Origin of the sequence: Marinobacter changyiensis, assembly GCF_009193265.1 — a bacterium.
GTDB classification, from domain to species: Bacteria; Pseudomonadota; Gammaproteobacteria; order Pseudomonadales; family Oleiphilaceae; genus Marinobacter; species Marinobacter changyiensis.
On record NZ_VZZZ01000008.1, the window covers coordinates 1 to 15366 of the forward strand.

Below are 15366 nucleotides of genomic sequence, written 5' to 3' on the forward strand. Positions count from 1 at the left end.
CGGCCTCCTTCAAAATGCTGATGATCTGCTCGTCTGAAAATCGCTTTTTCATGTTCATCGTCCTCTGCTGTGATGAACATTACTAAGCTGAAAATGGTTAAGCCAGAGGGGAGCAGGTCAACGGTTCTGATGGCGCTTTTTTACGTCCAGCAGATCCTGGCGAAAGGGCAGTGCGACCCCCAGCGAATCGATGCGATGGGGGAACGTTTCGTGGGCGGCTTCCGGCACCTGGTGCGCGGTAAACGGTTGGACGAAACGCTTCGGATCGCAATTGAGTTTGAGTTGGGTGAGAAGTTGGGTGCTTCCTATTCCGAAGTGAGTGATTTGGTCATCAGCGAAATTGGCCCGATCGGTAATTTAATCGGTCTTGCTCAATGTGCTAAGACGATGAAAGTCACATTGGATTTAAGTTGGTCTCATCCGAAAAATACAGCTTACGTGTCGTGTTATACGGTTGAGTTTGATGGTGTTGAAATGGCGGAGGTCACCAGCGATTCGGGATTGAAACAGCCCATGATCACAGGCCTGAATTACCAACATCCGTTGCTCAGCCATGACGAGATTGAAGAATGGGTGTCTGAACAAATTGAGCAGGGCCATGCTATTCATCCGTCGTTACTTCAGTACGTGCTTAAAAATGAAGATGAAGAGGGCCCTGATCTGGATGAGTTGGCTTATTCCGAGGAAGCGCCTCAAAGCGAGCTTCATGAGTTAACCCAGATACAGCCGATGGTGTCAAAGTCGCACGAATCAGCATCGATGAATGATGATTCCAGTATCGCTCCTGCTTCATTTAAGACACTCGGCATTAAAGGCTTTGTGGGGGCGCTTCCCAGGCTTGGGCGTTCTTTAGAGACCAGTCTTTCCCTGAGTGATGACATGAACACCCGAGTGGTCGAAGAGATACTCAGCGACATTTTAGTTGCACCTCTCGACAATCTTCTGGACTTGCTCGATGAGAGTCTGTGTATAGGCCCCTTGCGGCACATTACTGATTCGACCTACCAGGCTAGCGCCTACCCAGTTCAGGGAGATTGGTATTCTGGTAAGGCCTGCTGGGATGTCCTCGCCGCAAAGGATCCTGAAAGAGATACTTTGATAAATCATTGGATAGCTGACGCTGACAAATTGAACTTGGGGTACCAGCTGGTTTACAAAATGATTGAGCAAAAAGCAAAGTTTGTAGCGGCCAGGAAGGTCAGTAGTCTGGAAAAGTTACAAGAGATATCCGAGGCATGGAATGACGGTTCATTTGAAAAAGAATTGGCTGAGAAGTTGGGGGAGAACCCCAACGAATCGACGAAAACAAGAATGGGCGTTTTGTTAGAAAAAATAAATGAGGCGGGTTATGCGATAAAAAAAGCAGATCCCGACTATGGTGAAACCTCCTCGCAGACCACCTCGTTGACTTTGTGGGATAGTCTTAACGAAATTGAGGTCGCGCCTTCTGACATTGGTGTTGGCGTTTCGCAATTGCTCCCCCTAGTTGTAGCTTCGTTTATCGCCAAGAGCGGTCTAGTGTCGTGCGAACAGCCAGAGCTTCATGTTCACCCAAGAGTTCAGGTGGCAATCGGGGACATGCTTTTGCACGCTACTGAAAAAACAAGCTTTCTTATTGAGACTCACAGCGAACATCTGGTTCTTCGCTTGCTTCGCCGAATTCGGGAAACAACAGAAAACAGATTGCCGGACGATATGCCACCGGTCGAGCCTGATGATATTTCGATCATTTATTTGGAGCCGGGTGAGGACGGAGTCTCTATTCGTCGGATCCAAATTGACGAGGACGGTGAGTTTAAATCTCGCTGGCCACAGGGCTTTTTCCCTGAGAGAAGGGAGGAGCTTCTCTAATGATAGTAGAACACCTGATCGAGCCAGAATTTCTATTGAAAGTTGCCGAAACTCGCAGAGATTACAAGGATTTATTAAGGGAGTTTTCGCTGCCTTCGCCGCGGGTGGCAGGGAACTTTCCAAAGATGAAAAGTTTTCGCAAACAGGTTCTGAGCAAACAATCGGCTGACGCTTCAGAGCATGCCCAGATGAGGCTCTTGGAGCTGCTGGGATTGTTAAGCGAGCGACGAGTTGAGAGATCGCTGGCTTTCGATGGGACCATTAGCTTTCATGAAAACCTGAAGAATGCTGAGAATAATTTCTTCTCTGGCATTCATTTTTTGCTGGATAGAAAGCCACCAGTACCCTTGGATTCAAAGGTGGTTTGTATAGAAGATTTCGAGCTGGGTTTCGACCCTTCTGTGACACAGGTTTCGGTTAGGAGGACTGCCGAAGAGCTTTCTCAAAACCTACGGGAGTTTGTAAGGTTGTCGAGCTCAATTACGTTGATTGACCCTTACTTTGGAACCCAGGCGGGGATGTGGAAAACGTTCATTCTTTTGCTCAAAGCAAGTCTAGAATCCTCTCCAACACCAAACAAAGCTTTCGATGTTCTTTTCGATGGAAGTAAAAAAACCGCGCGTTCATGTAAGTATTTGGCTACAAAATTGATAGAAGAACAACCAGACCTGGCGAAAAGTTTTTCTAGAATTACGTTCAAAGAGATACAGGAGACGGGTAAATCTGCCATCCATAATCGCTATTTACTGAGTGAATTGGGAGGAGTGTCGATTGGTCACGGATTTGAAGAAAGCAACGAACACGAGCATGACGACCTGAATCTGTTGGGTGAGGCCGTTTATCGACAGCGGTTTTCTCAATTCGTAGAGCTTCAGGGAGTGCGTCTCGAGGAGGAATTTAGTATCTCGTAAACTTCCTGAGTCGTTGTTTTATTCGTAAGGATGCGTTTTGAGCACAACTAGCCGCTTCATATCACCTCCACGCCGAGAATTTGAAAAGCTTCGGCAGCCATTAACGCCCGGCGAAAAGAAGGTTTTTCAGTTGTTCGATGAGCATCTGGATATCGAGTGGGAAATCTATATCCAGCCTCACCTGAATGGCTTGAGGCCGGACTTTGTCCTACTGAATCCAAATGTTGGCATTGCCGTTTTCGAGGTGAAAGACTGGAACCTAGATGCCATGCATTATTGGGTAGAGGAAAGGGGAGGCCTTCAATCTCCGATTCTGCTTGCCCAGAAAGATGGGAGACGATTTTCCAGACAGTCCGACAACCCAATCGAAAAGATCCGTCAGTACAAAGAAGAGATCTTCAATCTTTACTGCCCAAGGTTAAAACAACGCTCTGGTTATGCGGCGATCACAGCAGGGGTGATTTTCCCTTACGCCAGTGATACCCGCATTAAAGCGCTTTTCCAGAAAAGTCTCGAATACCGCAATATGCATGAGGCACCAGCCTACAATCCGATTTCAGGGGCTGAACCCCTTGAGTTGGGTGATGTTGAGGCGGTCTTCCCAGAAAGCTATCGAAAGTTTTCCTATCAGATGAATGAGGATCTCACGAGGGATTTTCGGAACTGGCTAATCGAACCCGATGCTGCCTCAACTCAACGGCGGCCCATCGAACTGGATAAGAACCAGCGAGCCTTTGTGACCAGTAGAACAGACTCCGGGTACCGACGCATTCGTGGAGCTGCCGGGTCAGGAAAGTCTTTGGTGTTAGCCGCCCGCGCTTCGGAACTGCTGGGCCAAGGGAAACAGGTCCTGGTTGTGACTTTCAATATCACTTTGTTGCACTACCTGATGGATGTGGCTGTTCGCTGGCCAACCTCTCAGGGTAAAACGCGCTCTGACATTACGTGGTTGAACTTTCACCACTGGTGTAAAAGGATCTGCCTACAGAACGATGCTGAAGCAGAGTATTCGGCATTGTGGAGCAATGCGAGTCCGCAGGACGTGCTTAACGAAACGCTGCCATCTCTGGTGGTTGACGTGCTTGATCGAAACTCTATTCCGCCAAAGTACGACGCGATTTTGGTGGATGAGGGCCAGGATTTTCGTCCTGAGTGGTGGTCTGCATTGCGAAAGGTCTGTAAACCCGGTGGTGAAATGCTCTTGGTGGCTGACGCTACACAGGATATATACGGGACCGCAGGTGCATGGACGGATGAGATTATGAAGGGCGCAGGCTTTTTGGGTAAGTGGGCTGAGCTAGACGTTAGTTATCGGATGCCTCGCTTAGCTTTGGAGACGGCGGCCTCATTCGCTGAACAATATTTACCTGAGGCTGAGCGAATACTGCCAAAGAACGATCAGATTGATCTTGGTCTTGAGCATTGTGATCTCAGGTGGGTGCAAGCTAACCAGCTCAATGCCGAAGATATCTGCAGAGACGAGCTGCTGAGAATGTTCACAGATGGAGGACGTGAAAGTTATGCGTTCGCAGACGCGACCTTCCTCTGCAATAACCGCTCAGTCGGTTTGAAGGTAGTCAAAAAGCTGGGGAGCAAAGGGGTTCGGGTGGTTCATACATATGACCAGGATGATCAGGAGAGCCGGCGGCAAAAGGTTGGATTTTACATGGGTGATGCACGGGTAAAAGCAACCACTCTGCACAGCTTCAAGGGCTGGGAGTCTCGTTCTTTGGTTATCTATGTTGGCGAACGGGTCTCCTCAAAATCTTTGGCCCTGCTCTACACTGGCCTTACAAGACTCAAGCGTCATCCGGAAGGGAGTTGCTTGACCGTTGTTTGCAGTTCAGAGGAGCTAAGAGAATATGGTCGAGGTTGGCCGGATCACGAAAACCTCAGCTGACTTGTGTCCAAGTGACCTGTTTCTGGTTTCAGGCCAACGGTCAGAATTATTCCATTGAAGGAAACATGGCTAATCTCTTGGACACACCATGGACACAATTTGGACACAGCCAATAAAAAAGGACCTGCGTTTTCACGCAAGTCCTTCATAATTATGGTGCGCCCGAGAGGATTCGAACCTCTGACCTCTGCCTCCGGAGGGCAGCGCTCTATCCAGCTGAGCTACGGGCGCGTGAAACTGTTGCATCAATTTCGAGTGCGCAATCTTACGTGCGAAGGGGGTGGCTGTCCAGTCCCTCGGAGGTTGTTTCTCAGCGCGGGTAAAGCTGCTCCGGGGTGATGGAGACCAGGGCGCTTTCGTTGCCAATGCTGATTACCCCATCCTGGATAGTGCATTGCAGGCTCATGTTGCGTTCGGCCAATTTGGCGAGTTCTTCGGTGGCCTCCGGGGGCAGGTTGATGATGTTGAGGTTGTTAAAACGGCTCAACTTGCTCTGGTGCTTTTCCCACCATACTGGTACACCACGGCCGCCGTAGGTATAAAGGATGACTTTGCGGGCGCGGTTGCAGGCTTTGCGCAGGCGGCTTTCATCGGGCAGGCCGAGTTCTATCCAGAGTTCGATTTCGTCACTGAGGCTTTTCTGCCACAGGTCCGGCTCGTCGTCGGTGCTGATGCCTTTGGTGAATTCCAGTTCCTCACTGGCGTTCAGCAGGAAGGCCAGCAGGCGAATCATCATGCGCTCGTCGTTTTCCGAGGGATGTCGTGCCAACGTTAGCTGGTGATCACCATAGTAGTGTCGGTCCATATCGGCGATATTGAGCGTTGCCTTGAAGATGGTGGCTTTGAGCGCCATAGGGCTTCCTGCATTGGGGTGAATCTGTTTAGTTGAGCAGTGTAAAGCAATTAATGGGGCCAGCAGAGTAAAACACTTATGTTGATGTTGCGCGGTTTTCTGGTTTTGATGGTTTTCTTCCTGTTCGGGGAGGCCCTGCGGGTGCTTTTTGGCTTGCCGGTGAGTGCGGGTGTGTTGGGGATGATCCTGATCGCCGGCTTTCTGATGGTGTGGGGGCGGGTCAGCGACAGCCTCGCGGTGGCCAGTGAGTCCTTCATCTCGGTGTTGGTGTTGTTGATTATGCCGGGCGTAGTAGGGGTGTTTTTTCTGGCGGATGTCTTTGCGGGCATGTGGCTGGCGATTGGTGTGGCTTTGTTACTGGGCACCTTTCTCAGTGTGCTGACGACATTACTGCTGATGCGGCATTTTGCCCCCGCGGCTTCAGGGGGTGACACCGGTGAGTGATTGGGTGGAAAGATTTAATCTGCTGGCCCAGGCGTTATTGCAAAGTCCCTCCCTGGCCATTGCTTTGACGCTGGCAGCTTATTTCGCAGGCATTTATCTGTTTCGCCTTTTTGGCAGCCCGGTCTGGACACCACCGATACTGATCTCGGCCACGCTTCTGGCCGGCAGCCTGGCACTGGCAGGTGTTGATTATAATATCTACTGGGGACAAGCCCAGTGGCTGACAGTGTTGCTTGGCCCCGCCACCGTTGCTCTGGGCGTGCCGTTATACCAGCAAATACATCATATCCGCGCCCTGTGGCGTCCCATCCTGTTTACCTTGCCATTGGCGGCTACTCTGGCTGCACTTTATGCATTGGGGCTGGCGGCCATTTTTGGGGCGTCTCCGGAAGTACTGGCTTCGCTGGCCCCTAAATCGGTTACGGCGCCGATTGCTATTGGCATCACCGAGCAGCTGGGTGGTTCGGTTCCACTGATGATGGGTGGTCTGTTGGTGACCGGGGTAGTGGCTACGCTTTGTGTCGATTTCCTGGGGCGATGGCTTAAGATTGCCGATGAGCGCATTCTGGGCCTGGCGCTGGGTTTGAACGGTCACGCCATTGGTACGGCCCGAGCGTTCGAGATCAGTCCGGCAGCGGGTGCGTTTGCTTCCCTGGGAATGGGGCTGACCGGTATTTTCACCGCACTGATGTTGCCGTTGGCTTTTCGGCTCGCTTTATGAAATTGCGTTAATTTACGTCAAAGCACTTGAATTCTTGCATGCGAATGACAATAATTATCAATACATTTCGTGGGGCCAGTGAGTCTTCTTATGTATGTATGTCTTTGCACGGGTGTAACCGACCATCAGATTCGTGACGCAGCAGAAAATGGCTGTCAATCCATGCGCCAGCTAGGCAAAGATCTGGGCGTTGGTCGTCAGTGCGGTCGGTGTGCCTGTATGGCCCGGGAAATTCTGCGGGAATCGCAGCCCCAGGACTATCTGAGCCTTGCGAATCTGCTTGCCCAGCCAGCCTGAAAAGCGTCTCTGAGCGCTTCTCAGCCTTGGTTCCCTCCAGCACAGCCTTTCTTCGTGTTCTGCTCTCATCTGTGAATCGTTCACCGGTGCGGTTTTTTATCGCGGCGAATAGGGATACCCTAGTGAAAATATCGGGATAATGAGAGAGAGACGACCATGAAAGGTGATAAGAAAGTCATACAGTACCTGAATAAGGTACTTGGCAATGAACTGACCGCCATCAACCAGTACTTCCTGCACTCGCGCATGTACAAGGATTGGGGCATCACCAAGCTTGCAGCGAAAGAGTACGAAGAATCCATTGATGAAATGAAACATGCGGATCAACTGATCGAGCGCATCCTGTTTCTTGAAGGTCTTCCGAACCTGCAGGACCTCAACAAGTTGTTGATTGGCGAGAACGTGAAGGAAATGATCGAATGCGATCTGAACCTTGAAATGATCGCCCATAAAGATCTGAAAGAAGCGGTTATCCACTGCGAAACCGTAAAGGATTTCACCAGCCGCGAATTGTTCAGAGGCATTCTCGACAGTGAAGAAGAGCACATCGACTGGCTGGAAACCCAGCTCGATATGATCGATAGAATGGGCCTCGAGAATTATGTCCAGCTGCAGTCCTCGGCCGCAGAGTAAGCAAAAACTCAGGTGAGGGGGTATGCGCCATACTGCGGCGTTTGCCCTTCAGCTGTGCACATTTGTCCCGCCGCTATGCCTAACATAACCCTCACATCCGGTTAACGGCCTGAGCAGCTATAATACCGACACGTTTTTTCAAAGCACGTTCCGTAATCCAAGGGCGTCAAAAGGAGATTGTGATGGACCTGTCCTGCTTCAAAGCCTATGACCTGCGTGGTCGTGTACCTGACCAACTGAATCCGAAACTGGCCGAACTCATCGGGCGGGCCTATGTGGAGATTACCGGTGCCCGCAAGGTTATTGTCGGGTATGACATCCGTCTCTCCAGTCCCGAAATTGCAGAAGCACTGAGTTCCGGGCTGATGGCGGCCGGTGCGGACGTTTTCGATATCGGCCTGTGTGGCACCGAGCAGGTGTACTTCGCGACGTCCCATTACGGTATGGACGGTGGCATCATGGTGACCGCCAGCCATAATCCCCGGGATCATAACGGCATGAAGATGGTAGGGCCGGAGTCCCGCCCGATCAGTTCTGACAATGGCCTGAATGCCATTCGTGATCGCGTTCTCGAGCCCTTTGCCGATGCTCCCGAGCAAGGCCGGAGTGAGGTGCTGGAAGTCCAGGCCGCCTACATCGACCATTTGCTCGGTTATATCGACGCCGATTCACTAAAACCGTTGAAGATTGTGGTTAACGCTGGCAACGGTGGTGCCGGCGTGGTCGTGGACGCGCTCGAGCCCCACCTGCCATTCGAGTACATCCGTTTGCACCATGAGCCGGATGGCCACTTTCCCAATGGTGTTCCCAACCCGATTAAGGAAGAGAGCCGGGCGGTGACCGCAGACGCAGTGATTGCCAACAAGGCCGCCATGGGCATTGCCTGGGACGGGGACTATGATCGCTGCTTCTTCTTTGATGAGAACGGCCGGTTTATTGAGGGCTATTACATTGTTGGCCTGTTGGCGGATCAGTTCCTGCGCAAGGCCGGCGGCGGCAAGATCATCCACGACCCCCGCCTGATCTGGAATACCCAGGATCTGGTGAAAGCTGCGGGTGGTATTGCCATCGAGAGCAAGACCGGTCACGCCTTTATCAAGCAGCGGATGCGCGACGAGGACGCGCTTTACGGGGGTGAAATGAGCGCCCACCACTACTTCCGGAACTTTGCCTACTGCGACAGCGGAATGATTCCCTGGCTGCTGATTGCCGAGCGCCTATGTCAGTCGGGCCAGCCGTTGTCTTCCCTGATCGACGCCCGTATTGAGGCATACCCTGCCAGCGGTGAGATTAACCGGACTATCAATGATCCTGCCATGGTGATTGCGGCCATCGAGTCGACTTACGGGCCGCGTGCCAAATCCGTCAGCCATATTGATGGTCTGAGTGTGGAATTTGCTGATTGGCGCTTCAACCTTCGCATGTCCAACACCGAGCCGGTAGTGCGCCTGAATGTAGAGTCCCGTGCGGATATCCCGCTGATGAAAGCAAAAACGGCAGAGTTGCTGGCGGAAATGGATCGGCTGAATCAGGCCTGATGGACAAAAGGGGAGGCTGATCGCTCAGCTGTTCCCCTCTGCTCAACGCTGGCGTTAAAACCAGTCGTTGAGCATTATGCCGATACCGATGCGTTGAATGCGTTCGTTGTAGTCAATCAGGCTTTCGCCGTAACCGTTGTAATACTGGATGTAGCCCTTCAGGTCACCACCCATCGGAAAGCTGTAGCCGAGCTCGAACGATGTCCGGTTGTCAGATGATTTCAGGTTGTTCCTCAACTTGAGGGAAACAGTCCTGTCGTCGTTCCATTTATAGATGGCCCAGTAATCGGCATAGCCGAGATACTGCTCAATATCCGGGTTGTCGTCTTCGCTTTCGGGAATACGGTACCAGGGCGATACAATAAACAGCCAGCGGTCATAGCTGAACGTTACGGTGCTCAGAATCCGGTTCCAGCTCCGTGACTCGGGCTCAGAACGTCCATTGGACTGATGATTGAAGCCAAGCGAGATACTATTGAAGGTGCCTTGTCCAACGTCCAGGTCGGCGTCATACCTCAGAAACAGCTCGGGTTCGTAGTTGGTCTCCCGGAACGGGGCCGAGTTATCCGTGTTGTATATCTGCCAGAATGAGAGTTGGGTGTAACCGAACCAGAATGTGGTGCGATCGTCAAAAATGCCGGTCAGCAGCGGTACCTTGAAGCTGATCTGGTATTTGGCCTCCTCATTTTCCAGCGGGTCGTCGTAGGTGGTCGTCCCGGTTCGTGGGCTGAAGGGGGTCTGGTTAGGCTCATGTGCCCAGGTGGCAGGCATGAGATACATGGGGCGGTGGGAAAGAAAGCCACCGGAGAAGGAGAACAGGGCTTTCTCCGCGGCCACATAACGGTTTATCTGGGATTTCATGAAGCCGGTGTCTTCGCCGGCCTCCGGGTCTTCCGATGAGGCGTCGTCGGATTCAGCTGCCAGGCGGGTTCGACCGTTCTCGTCGGTCTCAAGAATCTCCGTCGCGGTTTCAGTGGCTTCAATTTCCCGTTCGCTGGCCCTTTCCCGAGCCCGCTGGGGGTCGAAGTTGGCATCGTAACAGGCAAGCCGCTTGACACCGTCCTGGATCAGCGCGCAGTCTCGCGGGTTGAGATCGTCTCGCTGACCGGTTTGTGCCTGGCTGTAAGTTGCGGTTGATGTTAGCAAAAGTGCAGTAGTGAGCAGCCAGCTTCGGGTCAGAATCATGACGGTGTCCAGTTTGAAGTCAGGAGTTTGCGGTAATACTTGACCAGGTCTGGACAATACTGAATGCCCAGATCCCCAGGAGTGTCAGTGTCAAAAGGGCAAATACCACTTTTTGTCTGGTTCCGGAGCCTGCTTCTGACGCGGCGACCCAGCGCAGGTACATCAATCCGATAAAGCTGACAAAAACCACCAGACTGGCGACGGCGGGGATCAGCAGCCATCCGGTATCGAAGGTGGCGCCGTCGCGAGCCAGGCCGCTGAAGATGAACATGGAGCCCAGCAAGATGGCCAGGGCAAAAAATTCCGCTATCAGCAATGGCACTCGCCAGGGATGACTCGGCAAGTTATTTTTTTGCGAACGGTCTGGCATGAGGTGCTCCATTGGAAACATGGGATATAGTAACGGTTTCCGTAGGTTAGGGTTACCGCAAAAACCCTGAATTAATGGTCGGGTAATGTTTTTACCCGGAAAAGAGGGCGTAAAATGCCGCGTTGGTTTTTTTGGCCTGCCCCAGTCGCTATAATGCGGCAAATGGAATTATAACGCTCTGATGAGGTGCACTGTGAAGATGATGAAAATCCTGGCTATGGTATTACTCGGGTTCGGTCTGACGGCGGGTGCTGTTATGGCCAGCGTGGAAGACCAGATCCGGTCGCGGATTGCGCCTGTGGGTTCGGTATGTGTCACCGGTGAAGATTGTGGCGATATCGCGACCTCAGCCGCACCGGCTCAGGCCAGCAGTGGTCCCCGTAGTGGCGATGAGGTTTACACCGCGGCATGTCAGGCATGTCACGCCAGCGGCGCGGCCGGTGCACCGATTGTCGGAGATCAGGACGCCTGGGCCGGACGGGTGGATCAAGGCCTGGAAACCCTGGTCACTCACGCAATCCAGGGGTACAACGCCATGCCAGCGAAAGGCGGCTGTGGCAACTGTTCTGACGAAGATATCAAGGTTGCGGTTGAATACATGGTCAGTGAGCTGGAATAAGATCAACGTTCCATCGCTCTGTGAAAGGCCGGCTTGAACGCCGGTTTTTTTCTGGGCAAATGGCGGTGCGCTTGGCTGTAACAGCGCGATCAGGCGCCAAGATCGCCCAATAGCGCACTCAAGGTAGCCTTACCTTTTTTGGTGTTGGCTTCCACATCCAGATCGCCCATGCCTTCCCATTTGAGGTCCTCTTCCGGCAGCTCGTCCAGGAAACGACTCGGGATGGTTTCCAGCTTTTCACCATACTGCCTGCGGGTACCGGCAAAGGTCAGAGTCAGCGTCTCCCGGGCCCGGGTAATGCCCACATACATCAGCCGTCGCTCTTCTTCGATGTTACCTTCTTCGATACTGCTTCGGTGGGGCAGTATCTCTTCTTCCAGACCCATGATAAAAACATGAGGAAACTCCAGGCCCTTGGAGGCATGGAGGGTCAGTAGTTGCACCTTGTCACTGTCGTCCTCTTCCTCCCGTTGTTCCATCAGGTCCCGAAGAATCAGCTTACTGATCGCATCCTCGATGCCCACTTCGTCCGCCGTACCCTTGCCGTCTTCCAGCATGCGTTGGATGGAGTCCACCAGGTACCAGATGTTCTCCATCCGTCGTTCGGCCTGCTTTGGCGACCCGGCGTGCTGGCGTAGCCATTCCTCGTATTCGATATCGGTAAACAGCTGTTTGATAACCGGAACGGGGTCTTCCTGGTGCAGCCGCTGACAGGTTTGGTTCACCCAGTGGGCGAAGCGGCGCAAACGGTCAAGGCCTTTCTCGGTAACGTGAGCTTCAGCGCCCATGTCGCCGAGAGACCGGAACAGGCTGACATCCCTGGAGCGCGCATAGTGGCTGAGCTGCTCCAGCGTGCGTGGGCCAATTTCCCGCCGTGGCACGTTCACCACCCGCAAAAACGCCGCATTGTCATCCGGGTTAGCCAGCAGGCGCAGGTAGCCCATGGCATCCTTGATCTCGTTACGGGCAAAAAACGACTGGCCGCCGGAGATGCGATAGGGAATCTGGTACGCCTGCAGTTTCATCTCCAGTAGCCGGGCCTGATGATTGCCCCTGTAGAGCACTGAAAAGTCCCGGAAAGACAGTCCTTTCTTGAGTTTGTGGTCAAGGATCTCGGTGGCGACCCGCTCCGCTTCCGCATCCTCATTCCGGCAACGCACCACGCGAATTTCGTCACCGATGGTATGGTCGCTCCAGAGTGCCTTTTCAAACACGTGTGGGTTATTGGCAATCACAGTGTTGGCGCTGCGAAGAATGCGGCCAGTGGAGCGGTAATTCTGCTCAAGTTTGATGATCTTGAGGCTCGGGAAATCGTCTTTGAGCTGGGCCAGGTTTTCAGGCCGGGCACCCCGCCAGGCGTAGATCGACTGATCATCATCTCCCACTACCGTGAAGGCGACGCGCTCCGCCACAATAAGTTTGACCAGTTCGTACTGGCACAGGTTGGTGTCCTGGTATTCGTCGACCAGCAGGTAACGAATTTTGCGCCGCCATTTCTGCAAGGTTTCCGGTTGGCTGCGAAACAGTTGCACTGGCAACAGAATCAGATCGTCAAAATCGACCGCGTTGTAGGCTTTCAGGTATTCGGTGTACCGGGCATACACCAGGGCGATCCGCTGTTCCCGCTCATCCGACGCCTTACTGAGTGCTTCTGACGGACTGCGCATGGCGTTCTTCCAGGATGAGATTGTCATCTGGATATCGGAAAGCTCGTCACCTGCATCGGCGCTGGCTTCACGCATCATCAGGTCCTGCAGCAGGGCCTTGGCATCTTCCGCATCGAAAATCGAGAATCCGGGGTGGTAACCGAGGTGGGTATGCTCTTCACGAATGATGTTCAGACCCAGGTTATGGAAGGTCGACACGGTCAGTCCCCGGGCAAGTTTTTTGTCGACCAGCTTGCCGACCCGCTCTTTCATCTCCCGGGCGGCTTTGTTGGTAAAGGTGAGGGCGGCAATATGACGGCCGGGAATCCCGACCTGCTCGATCAGATAGGCCATCTTGCGGGTAATGACGCTGGTTTTGCCGCTGCCCGCGCCGGCCAGCACGAGCAGTGGGCCTTCCACATAACGAACGGCTTCGCGCTGGCGGGGGTTGAGTTGGGCCACAAGGAACCTGCTTTAAAGGATTGGAGGCGCTATTCTACACCAGTGAGCTTTTCTGTACCTTGTGGTTCCTCAAGCTGTTCTTCACCGGTAGCCGTTTCAACAGTGCCGTGTGTCAAGTGCGGAAAACTGAGATACTCGCTCACAAACTCAAATTCCGAAAGGATGCGTATTGTCAGCCATGAAAGATATGATGGACTCCATGACTCGCAAAAGTGTCCGAATACTGATTCTGACGCCCGAACATACCGATTACCTTTGGTATGTGTCCCTGCTGCGTGGCTGTTTCGAAATATTACCGGACACCACCTGGTGCCCCGATCTGATTGACTGTGACGACCTGATCCGGAATACCACCTTCGAAGTCATTGTCTGGGATTGCGCGCTCCACGGCGGTTCCGAAGTGGGATTTCTGCAGTACCTCTCGGTGTCGGGCAGCGGTAAACCCATACTCGCCCTCAGTGCGGAGACCGAGTCAGAACGAACCCCTGAAATGTTGATTAACGGCGCGGCAGACTATCTCCGCAAAGGCGGCCTTGATGTCTGGTCGCTCGGTCGCGCTGTGCGCTGTGCCTGGTACGCTGATCAGGTGGCGGATTCCGCCAATGGCCGGCTCGGCTGTGAAGTCGCCAGTGGCTTCATCAACCGCGATCTGTTTTTTGACCGCTTGCAGCAAGCATTGCTACGCGCAGAGCGTAGCGAAACCCAATTGGCCCTCCTGCACATCAATCTGGACGACTTCCGTTCGGTCAATGAAAGCCTGGGTTATCAGATGGGTGACCAGCTAATGCTCAAGCTGGCGGAGCGCCTGCGGCAGGTTTTACGACGGGTAGACGCTCTTATGCGTATTGGCGGGGATGAGTTTGCCATCATTGTTGAACGGGTGGAAGATTCCCTCGATATCACTCAGATCATCCGCAAGGTGGTTCAGGCGCTGAACGACCCGGTGGTGGTTGGCGGCAACAGCCTCGAGATCACTGCCAGTCTCGGTGTGGCGACCTATCCCGAGGCCGGTGACACTTCGGAAACACTGTTGCGGCGGGCTAACCGGGCCATGTTCGAGGCCAAGCTGGATACCGGCACCAGCTACCGTTTCTACAATCAGCAACTGCACATTACCGCTGGCCGGCAACTCAAGCTTGAGGCTGACCTCCGTAAAGCCCTTCGGGGCCGCGAGCTGGAACTCTACTATCAGCCCCGGGTGGATCTGGTGACCGAGGAGGTTCGGGGGGTGGAGTGCCTGCTGAGGTGGAACCACCCGGATGGCACCCTGGTGCCCCCGGATGAATTTATTCCGGCGGCGGAGCGGAGCGGGCTCATCGTGCCGATCGGGTACTGGGTGATCGAGCAGGCCTGCGAGCGACTGCGCGAAGCCGCAGCGCTGGGTCATCCGGACCTGGTATTCGCCGTAAACCTGTCGTTCCGGCAGTTTCACGACCGCAAGATGACCGAAACCATTTTCCGCATCATCTACAATGCCAATGTCGATACCAGCCTGCTGGAGTTGGAGCTGACAGAGAGCGCCATGATGCACGACCCTGAATACGCCCAGCGTTGCTTGCGGGAGCTCAACCAGCTGGGAATCAGTTTTGCCCTGGACGATTTCGGTACCGGCTTTTCCTCTCTCAGTAATCTGCAGCATTTGCCGATTTCATTAGTTAAGATCGACAAGTCGTTTGTGCAGGAACTGGGCGCCTCCGGTGACGCCGAGCACATTATCCGGGCGATTATCAGCCTGGCCCACAGTTTACAGATGAGTGTGGTGGCTGAAGGTGTGGAGACCGAAGGCCAGCTGGAGTTCCTGCGTCAGCAGCACTGTGACGAAGTTCAGGGGTACTATTATGCTCGTCCGATGCCCTGGCATCAGTTGATTGAATTCCTCGAAGAGCGCAACCGCCTCGCTTGCCTGCAGCAATAAGCCGCTGTACCTTTGCGCTTT

Annotated in this window: 14 protein-coding genes and 1 tRNA gene; 10 read left to right on the forward strand and 5 right to left on the reverse strand. The window is 53.4% G+C overall.

The genetic code is table 11. The annotated features are described in order from the left end of the window. Positions 1–129: 129 nt before the first annotated feature. From F6Y09_RS18750 to F6Y09_RS18760, 3 genes are read left to right on the forward strand one after another with little or no spacing between them, the layout of a single operon-like run. A complete protein-coding gene (locus tag F6Y09_RS18750) occupies positions 130–1851 on the forward strand; it encodes a DUF3696 domain-containing protein (RefSeq protein ID WP_179959468.1) in 1722 nt (573 codons plus the stop codon). Further along, complete coding sequence (locus tag F6Y09_RS18755; RefSeq protein ID WP_152208487.1) at positions 1851–2762, forward strand: hypothetical protein; 912 nt, start codon at positions 1851–1853, stop codon at positions 2760–2762. The genes F6Y09_RS18750 and F6Y09_RS18755 overlap by 1 nt, the downstream gene beginning before the upstream one ends. 37 nt (positions 2763–2799) lie before the next feature. Next, positions 2800–4662: a nuclease-related domain-containing DEAD/DEAH box helicase gene (locus F6Y09_RS18760; RefSeq protein ID WP_152208488.1), complete on the forward strand. Its 1863-nt coding sequence runs from the start codon at positions 2800–2802 to the stop codon at positions 4660–4662. Between the two features lie 154 nt (positions 4663–4816). Here the strand turns inward: F6Y09_RS18760 and F6Y09_RS18765 are convergent. Beyond that, positions 4817–4893 (reverse strand) — tRNA-Arg (locus tag F6Y09_RS18765). A gap of 79 nt (positions 4894–4972) precedes the next feature. Then, complete coding sequence (locus F6Y09_RS18770) at positions 4973–5515, reverse strand: YaeQ family protein (protein WP_152208489.1); 543 nt, start codon at positions 5513–5515, stop codon at positions 4973–4975. 78 nt (positions 5516–5593) lie between these two features. Between F6Y09_RS18770 and F6Y09_RS18775 the strand changes: the two genes are divergently transcribed. From F6Y09_RS18775 to F6Y09_RS18795, 5 genes are all read left to right on the forward strand, one after another. Beyond that, positions 5594–5959, forward strand: coding sequence for a CidA/LrgA family protein (locus F6Y09_RS18775; RefSeq protein WP_152208490.1), 366 nt, complete (start codon positions 5594–5596; stop codon positions 5957–5959). Further along, on the forward strand, positions 5952–6680 hold the full coding sequence (locus tag F6Y09_RS18780) for an LrgB family protein (RefSeq protein WP_152208491.1): 729 nt from the start codon (positions 5952–5954) through the stop codon (positions 6678–6680). Before F6Y09_RS18775 ends, F6Y09_RS18780 begins: the two co-directional genes overlap by 8 nt. A gap of 90 nt (positions 6681–6770) precedes the next feature. After that, complete coding sequence (locus F6Y09_RS18785) at positions 6771–6977, forward strand: bacterioferritin-associated ferredoxin (RefSeq protein ID WP_152208492.1); 207 nt, start codon at positions 6771–6773, stop codon at positions 6975–6977. A 156-nt stretch (positions 6978–7133) separates the two neighbouring features. Next, positions 7134–7610, forward strand: a complete 477-nt coding sequence (gene bfr / locus F6Y09_RS18790) for a bacterioferritin (RefSeq protein ID WP_152208493.1) — start codon at positions 7134–7136, stop codon at positions 7608–7610. Positions 7611–7792: 182 nt separating this feature from the next. Beyond that, positions 7793–9148, forward strand: a complete 1356-nt coding sequence (locus F6Y09_RS18795) for a phosphohexomutase domain-containing protein (protein WP_152208494.1) — start codon at positions 7793–7795, stop codon at positions 9146–9148. A 54-nt stretch (positions 9149–9202) separates the two neighbouring features. Here F6Y09_RS18795 and F6Y09_RS18800 read toward each other — a convergent pair whose 3' ends face one another. Together F6Y09_RS18800 and F6Y09_RS18805 are read right to left on the reverse strand one after the other, a co-directional pair. Next, positions 9203–10333, reverse strand: a complete 1131-nt coding sequence (locus F6Y09_RS18800) for a phospholipase A (protein WP_152208495.1) — start codon at positions 10331–10333, stop codon at positions 9203–9205. A gap of 19 nt (positions 10334–10352) precedes the next feature. Then, a complete protein-coding gene (locus F6Y09_RS18805; RefSeq protein WP_152208496.1) occupies positions 10353–10703 on the reverse strand; it encodes a hypothetical protein in 351 nt (116 codons plus the stop codon). Positions 10704–10902: 199 nt separating this feature from the next. On the opposite strand from F6Y09_RS18805, the gene F6Y09_RS18810 reads away from it, so the two are divergent. Next, positions 10903–11322, forward strand: a complete 420-nt coding sequence (locus F6Y09_RS18810) for a c-type cytochrome (RefSeq protein ID WP_152208612.1) — start codon at positions 10903–10905, stop codon at positions 11320–11322. Between the two features lie 89 nt (positions 11323–11411). Here F6Y09_RS18810 and rep read toward each other — a convergent pair whose 3' ends face one another. Continuing rightward, positions 11412–13430: a DNA helicase Rep gene (rep, locus tag F6Y09_RS18815; RefSeq protein WP_152208497.1), complete on the reverse strand. Its 2019-nt coding sequence runs from the start codon at positions 13428–13430 to the stop codon at positions 11412–11414. 178 nt (positions 13431–13608) lie between these two features. Here rep and F6Y09_RS18820 point away from each other — a divergent pair, with 178 nt between their 5' ends. Then, the gene (locus F6Y09_RS18820) at positions 13609–15345 is read left to right on the forward strand and encodes a GGDEF/EAL domain-containing response regulator (RefSeq protein WP_152208613.1); all 1737 of its coding nucleotides are present in this window, start codon (positions 13609–13611) and stop codon (positions 15343–15345) included. Positions 15346–15366 lie beyond the last annotated feature (21 nt).